The 14,280-nt window shown below is 54.8% G+C and carries 14 protein-coding genes; 8 read left to right on the top strand and 6 right to left on the bottom strand.

From position 1 onward, the window contains the following. Positions 1-119: 119 nt before the first annotated feature. Positions 120-935, top strand: a complete 816-nt coding sequence (mazG, locus tag KK078_RS29465) for a nucleoside triphosphate pyrophosphohydrolase (RefSeq protein ID WP_254094457.1) — start codon at positions 120-122, stop codon at positions 933-935. On the opposite strand, the gene KK078_RS29460 is transcribed toward mazG, so the two are convergent. Next, complete coding sequence (locus KK078_RS29460) at positions 919-1,860, bottom strand: alpha/beta hydrolase (RefSeq protein WP_254094455.1); 942 nt, start codon at positions 1,858-1,860, stop codon at positions 919-921. The two genes, mazG and KK078_RS29460, sit on opposite strands and share 17 nt — an antisense overlap. Positions 1,861-2,093: 233 nt before the next feature. Here KK078_RS29460 and KK078_RS29455 point away from each other — a divergent pair, with 233 nt between their 5' ends. From KK078_RS29455 to KK078_RS29445, 3 genes are read left to right on the top strand one after another with little or no spacing between them, the layout of a single operon-like run. Beyond that, positions 2,094-2,963, top strand: coding sequence for a DUF3667 domain-containing protein (locus tag KK078_RS29455; RefSeq protein ID WP_254094453.1), 870 nt, complete (start codon positions 2,094-2,096; stop codon positions 2,961-2,963). A gap of 22 nt (positions 2,964-2,985) precedes the next feature. Next, positions 2,986-3,969, top strand: a complete 984-nt coding sequence (hemB, locus tag KK078_RS29450) for a porphobilinogen synthase (RefSeq protein WP_254094451.1) — start codon at positions 2,986-2,988, stop codon at positions 3,967-3,969. Positions 3,970-3,985: 16 nt separating this feature from the next. Continuing rightward, on the top strand, positions 3,986-5,989 hold the full coding sequence (locus KK078_RS29445; protein ID WP_254094449.1) for a sensor histidine kinase: 2,004 nt from the start codon (positions 3,986-3,988) through the stop codon (positions 5,987-5,989). Positions 5,990-5,998: 9 nt separating this feature from the next. On the opposite strand, the gene KK078_RS29440 is transcribed toward KK078_RS29445, so the two are convergent. Further along, positions 5,999-6,448 (bottom strand): acyl-CoA thioesterase, encoded by a 450-nt coding sequence (locus KK078_RS29440; RefSeq protein ID WP_254094447.1) that lies wholly within the window; start codon positions 6,446-6,448, stop codon positions 5,999-6,001. A gap of 86 nt (positions 6,449-6,534) precedes the next feature. On the opposite strand from KK078_RS29440, the gene gloA2 reads away from it, so the two are divergent. From gloA2 to KK078_RS29425, 3 genes are read left to right on the top strand one after another with little or no spacing between them, the layout of a single operon-like run. Further along, a complete protein-coding gene (gene gloA2, locus KK078_RS29435) occupies positions 6,535-6,924 on the top strand; it encodes an SMU1112c/YaeR family gloxylase I-like metalloprotein (protein WP_254094445.1) in 390 nt (129 codons plus the stop codon). Continuing rightward, entirely contained in the window at positions 6,914-7,540 is a 627-nt protein-coding gene (locus KK078_RS29430; RefSeq protein ID WP_254094443.1) for an LbetaH domain-containing protein, read from the top strand. The genes gloA2 and KK078_RS29430 overlap by 11 nt, the downstream gene beginning before the upstream one ends. Positions 7,541-7,548: 8 nt before the next feature. Further along, positions 7,549-8,199 carry a DUF4230 domain-containing protein gene (locus KK078_RS29425; RefSeq protein ID WP_254094441.1) on the top strand — a complete coding sequence of 217 codons (651 nt, stop codon included), beginning with the start codon at positions 7,549-7,551 and terminating at the stop codon, positions 8,197-8,199. A 66-nt stretch (positions 8,200-8,265) separates the two neighbouring features. Here KK078_RS29425 and KK078_RS29420 read toward each other — a convergent pair whose 3' ends face one another. Continuing rightward, the gene (locus KK078_RS29420; RefSeq protein ID WP_254094439.1) at positions 8,266-9,009 is read right to left on the bottom strand and encodes a LytR/AlgR family response regulator transcription factor; all 744 of its coding nucleotides are present in this window, start codon (positions 9,007-9,009) and stop codon (positions 8,266-8,268) included. A gap of 60 nt (positions 9,010-9,069) precedes the next feature. Next, positions 9,070-10,173 (bottom strand): sensor histidine kinase, encoded by a 1,104-nt coding sequence (locus KK078_RS29415; RefSeq protein ID WP_254094437.1) that lies wholly within the window; start codon positions 10,171-10,173, stop codon positions 9,070-9,072. Positions 10,174-10,327: 154 nt separating this feature from the next. On the opposite strand from KK078_RS29415, the gene KK078_RS29410 reads away from it, so the two are divergent. Next, complete coding sequence (locus KK078_RS29410; protein ID WP_254094435.1) at positions 10,328-11,542, top strand: carboxypeptidase-like regulatory domain-containing protein; 1,215 nt, start codon at positions 10,328-10,330, stop codon at positions 11,540-11,542. A 30-nt stretch (positions 11,543-11,572) separates the two neighbouring features. On the opposite strand, the gene KK078_RS29405 is transcribed toward KK078_RS29410, so the two are convergent. Continuing rightward, entirely contained in the window at positions 11,573-12,700 is a 1,128-nt protein-coding gene (locus KK078_RS29405) for a hypothetical protein (RefSeq protein ID WP_254094433.1), read from the bottom strand. A gap of 184 nt (positions 12,701-12,884) precedes the next feature. Continuing rightward, on the bottom strand, positions 12,885-14,081 hold the full coding sequence (locus KK078_RS29400) for a pyridoxal phosphate-dependent aminotransferase (RefSeq protein ID WP_254094431.1): 1,197 nt from the start codon (positions 14,079-14,081) through the stop codon (positions 12,885-12,887). Between the last annotated feature and the right edge of the window lie 199 nt (positions 14,082-14,280).

Raw genomic sequence — 14,280 nt, 5'->3', positions numbered from 1 at the left:
GCAAGGGGATTGCATCAACCCGACCCCGCGTGGTACCTTCGCTGCCAGCCGTACGATCTTTTGTGCCTGTTGGGGGACACGCAGTAAAATTTGAGGGGTATCGGCTTGAATATCACGACATGAAAAAGAACTTATCACAACCCGACCCACGTCGCGCCGACAAGGTAAAAGCCTTTGACCGCCTGCTTACCATCATGGACGAGCTGCGCGAGAACTGCCCGTGGGATAAAAAGCAGACACTCGAAAGCCTGCGGCACCTCACCATCGAAGAGACCTATGAGCTCTCCGACGCCATCCTGGACGGCGACCTGACGGAAGTCAAGAAAGAGCTGGGCGACCTCATGCTGCACAACGTATTCTACGCACGCATCGCCTCCGAGCAAAAGGCCTTTGATGTAGCCGACGTGCTGAATGCCATCTGCGACAAACTGATCGAACGCCACCCGCACATCTACGGCGACACGGTAGCCAACGACGAGGAGGCCGTTAAAGCCAACTGGGAAAAGATCAAGCTCAGGACCGGTAACAAGTCGGTGCTGGAAGGAGTACCCACCTCGTTGCCCGCCCTGGTAAAAGCCATGCGTGTACAAGACAAAGCGCGCGGCGTAGGCTTTGACTGGGAGCGCAAAGAGCAGGTATGGGAAAAGGTCGAAGAAGAAATGCAGGAGTTCAAGACCGAGTTCAACACCGCCTCCAACGAGGCCATCGATAAAGACAAGGCCACCGCGGAGTTTGGCGACCTGCTTTTCTCGCTCGTGAACTATGCCCGCTTTGTCGGCATCGACCCGGAAGAAGCCCTCGAGCGTACCAACAAAAAATTCATCAAACGCTTTCAATACCTGGAGACCGAGTCGGCCCGCGACGGTAAGAAGATGGGGGAAATGACGCTCGGCGAAATGGACGTATACTGGGAGCGCGCTAAAGGGAAGGTGTAAGCGTGCCCACAAAAGCCGTTACGTCGCGTACCCAGGCCGGTTGGTTGCCGGTAGTAAAAACATTGTGCCCCGCGTCGGGGTATATCTGTAACGTCTTGGGTTGAGGCAGGTTGGCAAAGATCCGCTCTGTCTCCGCCACCGTTACCCGATCGTCTTGTGCGCCAAACAGTAACAACGTCGGGCAGGTAGCCCGCTCCGCGTAGTCGGCGGGGTTGTGCGCAAACGCCCAGTAGCCATGCTGCACGCCGCCCCAGAAAGTCAGCAGCCCCGCCATGGGGAAGCTCGGCACATGCATCAGGGTAAAGCGGGCACAGACCGTGTTATACAACGATCCAAAGGGGCACTCCAATACCGTGGCAGCCGGTTTGATGCCATAGTCGCTCATGGCCTTGAGCACGGCGGCGGCACCCATGGAGGTACCGAAGAGGATGATGTTCTTTTCGCCGGTGCCGGCCAGGTATTCAAAACAGTCTTTTACCTGTATCGCTTCCGTATAGCCTACCGACGTGCTGTTTCCTTCCGAACCACCCGAGCCGGTAAAATCAACCAACAGGGTATGATACCCCATCTTGCGAAACTCCGCGGCGCGGGACAACAACGACGACTTCTCACCGGCATAGCCATGAAATAACAGCACCGTGCCCCGGGCGCCCGGCTGCGCCAGGCGCCAGCACTGCAGCTTGCCCGTGCTTTGCACGTATATCGTTTCAAAAGCATCTGCGGGCTGTTCTTTCGACTGTGGGCGCGGGTTGTCGATGCCGGTAAACAGCAAGCTCGCTTTGGCAAAGACCGAGAGCTCCTTCGGGTCTTTGGTACGCGCGACGTTGGAAGCAGAAAAGTGCGTAAAGGTATAGGCGTGTAAAAAGGCCACGGCGTTGATTACAACGATGCCGATGACAACAAGAATGATGAGCTTTTTCTTCATGTGATCCTACTCAGGTCGAGGGTCTTTAACGTGGATAGCCCGCAGATCGTTTCGCGCGGGTTTCCGGTAGCGGGGTGCCGGCATGCCAACGCGGTCGCCCTGTTGACAAAAACACCACACCGACCGCGACCGGAATATATACAAGTGTCAACCTTTTGGCGTGCATTTTACGCGGGCGTTATTTTTTTGATCTGTCGGAAGCCGTTACCTTTACCTTTCGCTTACCCTGCCCCATGAGCCACAAGAAATATCGCACCGAAACCAACTGCCTGAACTGCGGTGCCGACGTAACACGTAAATTCTGCCCCGAATGCGGCCAGGAGAATATCGAGTTGCGCGATTCCTTTGTGCACGTCGTGGGTCATTTCGTTGCCGACTATCTGCACTACGATTCCAAATTCTTCAAGGGACTGCTGCCGCTCTTCACGAAGCCCGGCTACCTCACCCACCAATACCTGGAAGGCAAGCGCGTCAGCAACATACACCCGTTGCGCCTGTTCTTTTTCTGCACCATCATCATGGTGTTGATCTCCAACCTTTATTATCATAAATTCGAACACAGCATCCGCGACGAGATCATCACGCAGGAGAAAGTTTCCGCCAGCGACTCGACGCAGGCTACTCCTAAAAAGAGGCCTTACGGCATTCGCATCACCACGACCGACGATGGCAAGAACGGCGAAAAGACACCCGAGCAGATGATGCAGGATGCGCGGGCAGGACTGGCCGAGTTCTTCCACAACATCAAGTACATCTCGTTCTTCCTGCTGCCGGTCTATGCGCTGATCTTTAAGCTCTTCTACGTGCGTCGTAAGACGTATTATGTCGATCACCTGATCTATACCATGCACCTTCAATCGTTTGTCTACATTCTGGTGTCGCTGCTGCTGGCACTGCTGCTCTGGGTGGTGCCGGGCTGGCGGGGGCATACCAGTCTGCCATTCGTCGGCATTGTCTGCCTGTACGTCGCCTTGTCGCTGCGGCGGGTGTATGAACAAGCCTGGTGGAAGAGTATCTTGAAGGCTGTTTTGGCGGTAGGCCTTTGCCTGTTTGTAACGGCCGCGGTCTTTACCGGATACATCGTCATCCGAGGAATTTTATAGTAATCCATACTGTTCACACACCATGATACAACTATCACACAGACCCCGACGGAACCGGAAAAGTGCAGCTATACGGGCCCTGGTGGAAGAGACCAAAGTAACGACCGACGACCTGATCTTCCCGATCTTCCTGCTCGACGGTAAGAACCAAAAGGTAGAGGTCGCGTCAATGCCCGGCATTTTCCGGCTGTCGACCGACTTGGTATTGAAAGAAGTAGAAGAATGCCTGAACTTGGGCATCCGGGCGTTTGACATCTTCCCGGTGGTGGAAGAGTCGCTGAAAGATAAAACGGCCACCAAAAGCTATGATCCAAACTTCTTTTACCTGCGGGCGTTGCGCGAGGTGAAAAAACAATTCCCCGAAGCTTGCATCATGACCGACGTGGCCATGGACCCCTACAGCTCCGACGGCCACGACGGCCTGGTGGAAGAAGGTAAGATCGTCAACGACGAGACGCTGGAGATCCTGGGCAAGATGGCCCTGGCACAAGCCGAAACCGGCATTGACATACTCGGCCCGTCAGACATGATGGACGGCCGCGTAGGCTACCTGCGCGAAGTGCTCGACTCGAACGGATTTACAGACGTGTCGATCATGAGCTACACCGCCAAGTATGCCAGCGGGTTTTATAACCCGTTTCGCGATGCCCTGGACTCGGCACCCAAGTTCGGCGACAAAAAGACCTACCAGATGAACCCGGCCAACAGCCGCGAGGCGATGATCGAGGCCGCGCTGGATACCGAAGAGGGAGCAGATTTCCTGATGGTAAAACCGGCTCTGGCATATCTGGACATTATAAAATTATTGAAAGACAACTCCGACCTGCCCATCGCGGCCTACAACGTCAGCGGTGAGTATTCGATGGTGAAGGCGGCGGCACAGAAGGGATGGCTCGACGGCGAGCGTGTGGCGAAGGAGATGCTGCTGAGTATGAAGCGCGCAGGAGCCGACATCATCCTGACCTATTTTGCCAAAGAATTTGCGCAAGCCGTGAAACGTCAATAGTCCCTATCCCCTTTTTATGCACCGCAAGATCCCTCTTCTTGTTTTGCTTCTGCTGCTCTTCTCCGTGACGGCCCAGCCGCAAGGGCTGCGGCTGTCCGACAGTGGCTGGCTGACCGCAAAAGGCCACATGAGGCATTGGCGCGACGCGACCGGCCAGCTGACCATCGACCAGATCCGGGAGATGAAGCTCGACTCGCTGCCGCCTGCCGACGCGCCCAACTTCGGATTCGACCGGGCGGTGCATTGGTTCCGGTTTGACGTAACAAACGACTCGCACGAAGAGGACTGGATGATGGAGGTCAGCTATGCACCACTCGACCACATCGACTTTTATATAGCCTCCGACTCCTCGCTGACATGGGTCCATAAAGTGGCGGGCGACACGCTGCCCATCTCGGCACGCACGCTCCGCCACCGGCACCCGGTGTTTAGCTTCAGCCTGCAGCCCGGCGAGTCGCAGTCCATATACTTACGCGTACAAACCGTCTCGTCCGTGCAGATGCCCGTTACCTTCTGGCATCGCCGCGCATTCCTCAACGGTATCTACAACATCCAGCTGGTGAACGGCCTTTTCTACGGCGGTATGATCCTGATGATGCTGTACCAGTTATTCCTGTTCTTTTCCGTACGCGATAAGATCACGTTCTACTACGTCTGTACACTGCTGACGATGGTGAACATCGTCGGATACTTTCAGGGGTACACCTTTCTGTATCTCTTTCCGCAAACGCCCGTGCTGAACGATGTCTTTGCCATGTTCTCGGGGCCGGCGTTCGTGATGGCCTCTACCATGCTGACACGGTCTTTTTTGAACCTGCCTAAATTCAGCCGGTTACTGGATCGTCTCATGTTATTGAACATGTCGTTAAACCTCGTGGCCGGGATTCTGATGTTCATCTTCTTCCGCAAGATCTCGTATCAGTATCACCATTATTTTATCCTGGTCCACTGCGTGCTGGCCCTGGTCAGCGCGGGGTATTGCTTTTATAAAAAATACCGGTCGGCCCGCTATTACCTCATGGCCTGGATCACCATACTCCTGGCGACGTCGGTCTTCACCATGAGCAACCTGGGGTTTGTGCCGGGGTATATGAGCACGAACTACAGCGGCCTGATGATCGGCTGCATCCTGCAGATGTTGTTCATCTCCTTCGCGCTCGGCGACCGGTGGAACATCCTGGAAAAGGAAAACCGCCGCGCCAAAGAGTTGGAATTAAAACGCAACCAGGAAGAGAACGAACGCCTGGAGCGCGAGGTATTGCTGCGCACCGAGGAGATCCAGAACAAGAGCGAGCGGCTCGAAGAAGTGAACCGCGTAAAAGACAAACTGTTCTCGGTCGTATCGCACGACATCAAAGGCCCGCTCAGCTCGTTGCAACTGGCGCTGTCATTGCTCCGCGCCGGCGATGTGAGCCGGGAAGAATTCCAACAGCTGTCCAACTCGCTGGAAGAACGTTTCAGCCATACCACGGAGTTTATCGAGAACCTGTTGCAATGGGCCACGCTGCAGCTGAAGGGCGAGTCCTATGAGCCCGCGCAGATCAACCTGTCGGACATTGCCGATGAAACGGTGTCCTTGCTGAGCACGGAGATCAAACGCAAGAACATTACCGTTCGCAACAACCTCCACAACTATAAGCTGCAGGCGTATGCCGACCTGAACATGATCCGGTCGGTGCTGCGCAACCTGTTTACGAATGCTATCAAGTTCACCGGCGAAAATGGCATGATCACGCTTTCGTTCCTCCGCACCGACCGCCAGGTGATCGTGTCCGTGGCCGACACGGGGGTAGGCATACCGGCGTCACACCGCAAGCGCCTGTTTACACTCAACAGCATCACCACACCCGGCACGAGCAAAGAAAAAGGTACCGGCCTGGGCCTGCTGCTGTGCCGCGAGTTTATCGAAAAGAACGGCGGCCGTATTTGGTTTGAGACCACCGAGGGCAAGGGCACCACGTTCTTCTTCTCGCTGCCGGAAAGCGGCCAGGCTACACGCCAGAGCATGGCAAACGGCTAAGCCTGCTTACTACGGTTGTTTCGGCTCGATCCATTGAAAGTCGGGCGCCTGCGGAAACCTGGCGAACGCGCCGCGGATGAACTCCACCGGGATCGCCAGCTTGCGTTTTTCCATATCGATCCACGCGCCGTCTACCGTAAGGACCGCGCAGACGGTGCCGTCTTCCCGCACAATGTTGTGACGCAGGCTCCAGCGGCCATAGTCGCGCGTAGCCTTGAGCACTTCGGCGTCTATCGTGATCTTATCTTCCAGCTTGATCTCGCGGCGGAAGACCGCCTCCTCGCGAAAGAGGATGGGGCCGATCTTCAGCTCTTCGAGCTTTTGCGTGGTCAGACCTTCCGACGACAGCAGCGCCATGCGCATCATCGCGCCGTAGTCGTAATATACAGAGTGGCGCATGTGACGATTCTGGTCGATGTCAGACCAGCGTATCTGTATGGGCAGGACAAATTTTTCCATGGGATGTATCGACGTTAACGGCGGTCAAGGTACTATTTTGGGAACATAATTTTGTAGAACTTTAGCAGGTAAACCTTTGCTTGTTTATGCTTTCGCTGCGCTCCGTTCACCACATCGCCATCATCTGCTCGTCGTATGAAGTCTCCAAGCGGTTTTATACGGAGATCCTGGGCTTTACCGTCGTGGGAGAATATTACCGCGCCGAACGCAACTCGTACAAGCTCGACCTGGCGCTGAACGACAGCTACACCCTGGAGCTGTTCTCATTTCCCGATCCGCCCGCGCGGGTGTCCGGTCCCGAGGCCTGCGGCCTGCGCCATCTCGCTTTTGCCGTAGACGATATCCATGTAGCGGTGGCCAAACTGCAGGAGAATGGTATAATGCCCGAGCCCGTACGCGTCGATGAATATACCGGCAAGAAGTTTACGTTCTTTCGCGATCCTGACAACTTACCCCTGGAGCTTTATGAGTCCTGACATGCTTCGCCTCAGCGACTACGTCGCACGGTTCAATACCTTGTTTCCCGACCTCTCCCATCTTCTGCCGTGGCAGGTGGTCGCCGCCGCCGCAGAGATCCTGAGCGACAAGATCAGGATGCTGGGTGACGACTATTCCGTACAGGGGCAGGTAGCCATCCACAAAGACGCCCGGGTGGAAGAGCATGTTATCCTGAAAGGTCCCGTCATCATCTCGGCAGGCTGCTTTATCGGTGCGCACGCCTATATACGCAACGGTGTATATATCGGCGAAAAGACCAGCATCGGCCCGGGCTGCGAAGTGAAGTCGAGCTTTATCATGCCGGGCGCCGCCCTGGCGCATTTTAACTTTGCCGGCGATTCCATCGTCGGCACCGGCGTCAACATGGAGGCCGGCGCTATTATCGCCAATCACTACAACGAACGCACCGATAAGCTCATCGACGTCATGCTGCAGGGCCATCGCTATGCCACCGGCATGACCAAGTTCGGCGCCCTGGTAGGCGATGACACGAAGATCGGCGCCAACGCCGTGCTTTCGCCTGGCACGATCCTTACACCCCGCAGCATCGTACGCCGGCTGGAGCTGGTGGAACAAGTAACGTACACGGCATAAGTTCAGGCATGTTTTCAAATCGCAAGCTCGTCCTCCTCATCCTCCTGCTGATCACGCTCAGCGTCACGGCCTATGTACTGATCGTGGTGATCCCCGCGCGGCTGGCCGAAAAAGCCTACGACGGTGCGCGGCAATTAGGACAGGACTTTCGTGAAGCCTTTCACTTTACACCCGAGGTAACGGTAAACAACACGGTGGTGCTTCAGCAACAGGTGCCCATCCTGGAGCTGGCCACGCTGTCGCAGAAATTCCAGCACCGGTACGAGTGGCGCAACACGTGGATGAAGAGCACCAAAAAAATCGAGATCACCGGTACGTTTGAAGCGAAAGCCGGCTTTGATCTGCACAAAAAATTCACCATCTCCATCGACGACACCGTGGCCACGGTCACCCTGCCCGCGCCGCAGCTGCTGTCGCTCGAGCAGCAGCACGACGTCGTCTTTCGCGACGAGAACGGCCTCTGGAACTGGGTCGATGCCGCCGACCGCTCTGCGGCCATGAATGCCTATACGGCCGACGCCCGCCGGTATGCCGAACAAGCCGCCTTCGTGGCCGACGCCCGGCAGGCCTTTGAAGCCCGCATCCGCGAGATCATGAAGCGCCACGGCCTGCACGCCGCGATCCACTATACTCCCACGGAAACGATCGAGCGGCGCTGACATAAAAAAAGCCATCCGCTGGTGGGCGGACGGCTTCTATATCCCGTCTGGTTATTACAGGACTGTTTAAACTACTTTTTTCCGGATCAGCTTCGCATACGTGCGGCTTACCGGGAAGCTTTTGCCGTTCTGCATCTTTACCACCATACCGCCGTTGAAATGCTTTTCGATTTCCTTCAGGCTGTTGATGTTGATGATCGTACTGCGGTGCACACGGATGAAGATCTCCGGGTTCAGAATTTCTTCCAGTTTACCGATCCCCGACGAGCTTACGAATTGATCGCCCTTGGTTGTGAGGATGGTATAATCGCCGGAGGCTTCCAGGTATACAATTTCGTCTACCGGCAGGTTGAGCAGCTTCTCGGACTTTTGCACGAAGATGTGCGAGTCGTAGGAAGTCTTGTTCTCGGTCTTCATGTTGCGCAGCAGCTCGCCTACGTTGTTTTGCTCCATCTTCATGCGGGCAATGGCGCGCTCCACGCCCTGCTTGAACCGTTCCTGGTCCAGCGGCTTGAGGATATAGTCTACGGCGTTCTTTTCGAAGGCCTTGATGGCATACTGGTCGTACGCCGTACAGAATATAACGTAGGGGTCGTGGGTGATTTCGTCCAGCACGTCAAAGCCGGTCATGCCGGGCATCTGTACGTCGAGGAAAACCAGGTCGGGCTTTTCTTTGTCGATTATTTCAACGGCATCCTTCCCTTTGGAGGCTTCACCGATGACCTGGATGTTCGGGATCTGCTGTAAATACTCTTGGAGCAGGTCGCGTGCCAGCTTCTCATCGTCTACGATAACACAGGTTATATTCATGAAACTACAATTTAGTTTATGGTGTGAGGTTGAAAGATACTGTTGTCATAGCGAGGGGGTCTATACGGCTTTGCTGTTGAGTTCTTCCACGGCGGGCTCTTCAAACGGTATAAAGAAGCTTACAGAATACCCCCATTCGTTGGAGTGGATCCGCAAGCCAGAGCCTGGGCCAAAGATGCTTTTCAGGCGCTCGTCCGTGTTCTTCATTCCCACCCCGCTCGAGCTGCCGTCCATTACTTTCTTGGCATTGGAGCCAAGACCGTCGTCTTTGACCTCAAAAAATATCATATTATTAAAACGCTTCACGGTCAAAATAATCGTGCCGCCATCTTCCTTGGGCGCAATGCCATATTTCACCGAGTTCTCTACCAGCGGCTGCAGGATCATCGGCGGGATCTCCACGCTCAGACATGAGAAATCCACCTGCTTGACAAACTTCAGGCGATCGCCAAAACGCACCTGCTGGATACGGATATAATTGTCGATAAAATCCAGCTCGTGAATGAGCTTCACCATCTGGTCGCCATGCGAATCGAGCGCATAGCGGAAGATGTCCGACAGCTGCGTGATCACCTTGCGGGCCTGCTCCTTGCTGGAGCCGATCAGCGTATTAATAGAGTTGAGGGTATTGAACAGGAAGTGCGGGTTGATCTGCGATTTCAGCAGCGAGATCTGCATTTCGCGGTTCTTCAGGGTCAGCTCGCTTTTTTCTTTCTCCTGGTGCTGAACCCCCTGGAAATAGCGGATGACGTAGTACACGCCGATGGTGATAATATACTGATCGTGGAAGTGGAGCCCTTCCCACTTTAAGAGTCCGACAATGTGCGCTTTCCAGAAATCCCAGCCGATGTAGCCCTCCACGTAGTCTTCCAGGTAGTATGACAGTGTGCCCATGACCAGGAAGTGCATCATCGCCCCGGCGGCGTGGCCGGCGATCTGCACGTAGACGTTAAACCGGAACAGCCAATTTGTATAGAAAAAGATGGCAATGATGAGGATACACAACGCTTCGAACAACTGCAGGTTGTTTACGAATATATACGAATTAGGATTTTCGAGCTTATACTCAATAAAAGTACCCACTGCGTAGTTGGCAGCGTACCAAAAACACAGCACCAGGTAGGCCCGTTTCCAAATACGAGGTATTTCTTCTAATGACTTCAAGCCCGGAAAATTCATGATTAAAAGTAAGCAATGAAACGCAAATACGTTTAGGCTGAATTATTGGCGTTAAATCTGCAATTTGAGGGATTATCCTACAAAGTATTTGAAAGAAAGGGTTTAATGGCCAACTTGACCGCTTATTGTTACCCTTTGCATGCGGTTTATCCTCATTTTTGGCCTCTTCTGCATTGTTTTACCGGGTTGGGCGCAGAAAATAGCCTTAACCGGCAAGATTTCCGATGCCGACACGGGCGAACCCCTGCCGTACGCCTCCGTCGCGATCAAGGGCAAGCCCGTGGGGACCGTCGCCAACCTGCAGGGCGAATTTGACTTCTATTTTGAGACGGCCTATCGCAATGACATCCTGGTCATCAGCATGCTGGGCTACCTCAACTATGAAGCCCCCATCTGGTCCCTGCTCGCCGAGCAGCCGCTTCAGATCCGGCTGACGAAGTCGATCATCATGCTCAACGAGGTGGTCGTAACCGACTCGCTGGAAGCCGGCGGCGAGATCTTCCGCATAGCCCTGTCGCGCATCGACCAGAACTACCCCATGCAACCGTTCCTCATGGACGGCTTTTACCGCGATGTAAAAAAGATCGGCGGCACCAGCATCGCCCTGCTGGAAGCAGCCGTCAAGATCTACGACGACAACTATACCGCGCCCCGCAATAAAAACAAACTGCGCGAACGCGTAAAGCTGGTGGAAGTGCGCAAAAGCATCGGCTACGACAATAAATTCACGTCCTACTTCGGCCAGACCAACCTGCTGGAAGACCTGCTGCTGCATAATAACCTCCGCTATCGCAACATCGAGGCCGACGAAGAGTTCTATGCCAGCCTGGTCCGCGAACCCGATTCACACTACAACGGACACGACATCTTCGTCGTCAGCACCGCCGACCAGTTCGCCCTGAAAGTATATATCGACAAAACCGATTATTCGATCGTCCACCTGGAGTTCGAAATGGAAACCACCGGCGACAACCTCCAGACCCGGAAAGGCATGGTCAGCAAATACCTGAAGTATAATAAGGCCATCGACTTCCGCCGCTACCAGGGCAAGATGTACCTGAACTACATCACCGTCACCACCGACGAACGCTGGCACGACGAGCGCACCGGCGAGCTAAAGTTCGAAACCGGGCTCGTACAGCACCTGGTCATCAACGAGATCCACGCCAACACCAAAAGCCGCATCGGCCCCACCGAAAAGATGCGCAGCTATGGCCTGCAATACCAGGACTATCCCTATAACAAAGAATTCTGGGCCAGCTATAACGTGCTAAAGGAAACAACCCTCGACGCCAAGATCCGCGAAGACCTGGAGAAGGTCGCGCCGCTGGAGCAGCAGTTTGCGGATGAATAGCCGCATGTCACAGACACCTGATCAGCCTGATCACTTCAACGCATACCTGGTAATCACCCCCTGGTAAGAGCCTACTACCAAATCGCCATTGGGCAGCTCATGAACGCTGCTTTGGTCACCGAACAGCTGCCGGGGCTCCGTGTGGGTATGTCGCCAGGTAATGTTGCCGGCGTTGCTGATCCGGGAGAGGTATATGCTTCCGTCCTGCGTAAACCAGCAGATGGCACCGCCGTCATAGGTGGGTAGCGTCCTGATCAAATAAGGCTCCCGGCCTTTTGGCAACGTAAGCGTGGCAACCCAGGCCTGCTTCCCCGAAGCGTAAAACTTGGTGATGCGATCATGATTGGATACAAACCAGGCATCTTTATACCGTTGTGTTACATGTACAGCATTGTAATTCGTGAAGCGCCCCTTGGTTTTGGTATTATATACGAGCTCGCCTTTTTTACTTGAGAATTTCATCAACACCACCCCGGCATCATCGTCCGGCAGGTTGATCACCAGCCATACGCCATCGGGGCCCGCTTGCAGGGTAAAGTCCACCGGGCCGTATAGGTCGGGGTAAAGCGCATACCATTCCTTCAATACCTCTACTGGCACCGTCCAATACTTCTCATCACCTGTAACAGACCACCGCGAGAGCTCCCAGGCCTCGTGATCGGTCGGCGACTGCCGAAACCGGTAAATGGATTGATCCTCTACTTCATCGCTTTGGATAGCCCGCGACCCCACCTGCCCCGTGTCCAGCGGCGTATGGTATTTTACCTGGTGCCCGGAAACGTCGTAGTAACCCGGTATGGGATGTTCTGCCGTCGCGGCCCATACGATCGGCGCCGCGGCGGGCCGGTGTTTCATTCCGCCTACTACACGGGCATTGTTATTCACCCGGGCGATATGCCGCACGGTGCCGGTGTCGCTATTGATCTCTACAAAGTACGATTCTGTTTTACAGCGAAAATTTATGACCAGCAGGGTATCATCCGGCGAAGCGAGGCCTACAAAGCCCGGAAAGTTCGGCCAGGCCAGCGCTGGAATTTCCTTTTCCAGGTAGAGCACCCACGCCTGTTCGTACCGGCCGTCAATTTTGCGGGGCGCTTCGCGGGCACAGGAAAAGGCCACCGCGGCCAGGATCGGCAGCAGGAATTTTAAACGCATCATTCACGGGGAGAATTAACTGGTTTGCGCATCCACTACATACGATATCCAGCAAAGCTAACATCTATATCAATAGACACAAATGACATACTGCATACCAACCTTTGCAACAAATTCAAAACGGTCTGGTTACCGGCATAAAAAAAGGCTACGCTTCCGTAGCCTTTTTAATGATATACCGATACTATTATTTCAGTTGCGTCAGCGCTTCTTTGATACGCTTCATCGCTTCCCGCAGGTCTTTTTCCGATGCGGCGTACGACAGGCGGATGCAGTTTGGCTCGCCAAAGGCATCGCCCGTTACCAGCGATACGTGCGCCTTCTCCAGCATATACATGCAGAAGTCGTCGCCGTCCTTGATCGTGCGCGTGCCATCGCTCTTGCCGTAGTAGTAGCTTACGTCCGGGAAGAAATAAAACGCGCCTTCCGGGTAGTTGGCTTTGATGCCGGGAATTTCTTTCAACAGCTCGTATACCACGTCGCGGCGGCGGCGGTATTCCTCCACCATTTTGTTGGTCGGCGTGATGTCGCCTGTTACGGCCGCCAGGGCAGCGCGTTGTGCGATCGAGCAGTTGGCCGAGGTGATCTGGCCTTGTACTTTGTTACAGCCGTCGGCGATCCACTTGGGAGCGGCAATGTAGCCTACGCGCCAGCCGGTCATGGCATAGCCTTTGGCAAAGCCGTTCACGGTGATGGTCTTGTCGAACATGCCGGGCAGCGACGCGATGCTCACCTGCTCGCCGGTGTAGTTGATGTGCTCATAGATCTCGTCGGCGATCACGATGATGCGCTCGTGCTTCAGCACCACCTGGGCGATGGCTTCAAGCTCCTTGCGCGAGAACACCGAGCCGGTGGGGTTGCAAGGCGACGAGAAGATCACGATGCGGGTCTTCGGTGTGATGGCGGCCTCCAGTTGAGCGGCGGTTACTTTAAAGTCCGACTCGATACCACCTTTCACGATCACGGGCGTGGCTTCCGTCAGGCGCACGAGGGCGTCGTAGCTCACCCAGTAGGGCGAGAAGATGATGGCCTCGTCTTCGGGGTTCAGCAGCGCCAGCATGGCGTTGGCGATGGATTGTTTCGCGCCGTTGGAAACGACAATATTTTCGGCCTTGTACGGCACGTTGTTCTCTTTCTGGTATTTGGCGGCCAGCGCTTCGCGCAGGTCCTGGTAGCCCGCTACCGGAGGGTATGCAAAGTACTTACCGTCGTCAATCGCTTTCTTGGCCGCCTCACAAATGTGTTCGGGGGTTTTAAAATCGGGCTCACCGAGGCTCAACCCGATAACGTCGAATCCTTTTGTCTTCAGCTCACGAGCCTTGGCAGCCATCGCCAGTGTGGCGGATTCCTGAATGGCTTCAATGCGATTGGAAAGTTTGTTCATGGTTACGCAGTTTTCAAAAAAAGCGAGCAAAGAAACGCATTAATGCCCGAACATGGAACCGCTGCCCGCAGAATTGAAAAATTCGTATCAGAGGGGGTTGGGTGTTGTTTTTCGTGCAAAAATTGGCCGGCGTACCGGCCGCGACCGGTTAAAAATCGGCGTTCTTCGCGGAGACATGCACGGGGAAGTACTCCTGGAA

The organism is Dawidia soli (genome assembly GCF_018598185.1).
In the GTDB taxonomy this organism is placed as follows: domain Bacteria; phylum Bacteroidota; class Bacteroidia; order Cytophagales; family Cyclobacteriaceae; genus Ohtaekwangia; species Ohtaekwangia soli.
This window is presented reverse-complemented; position numbering and strand designations above follow the sequence as displayed.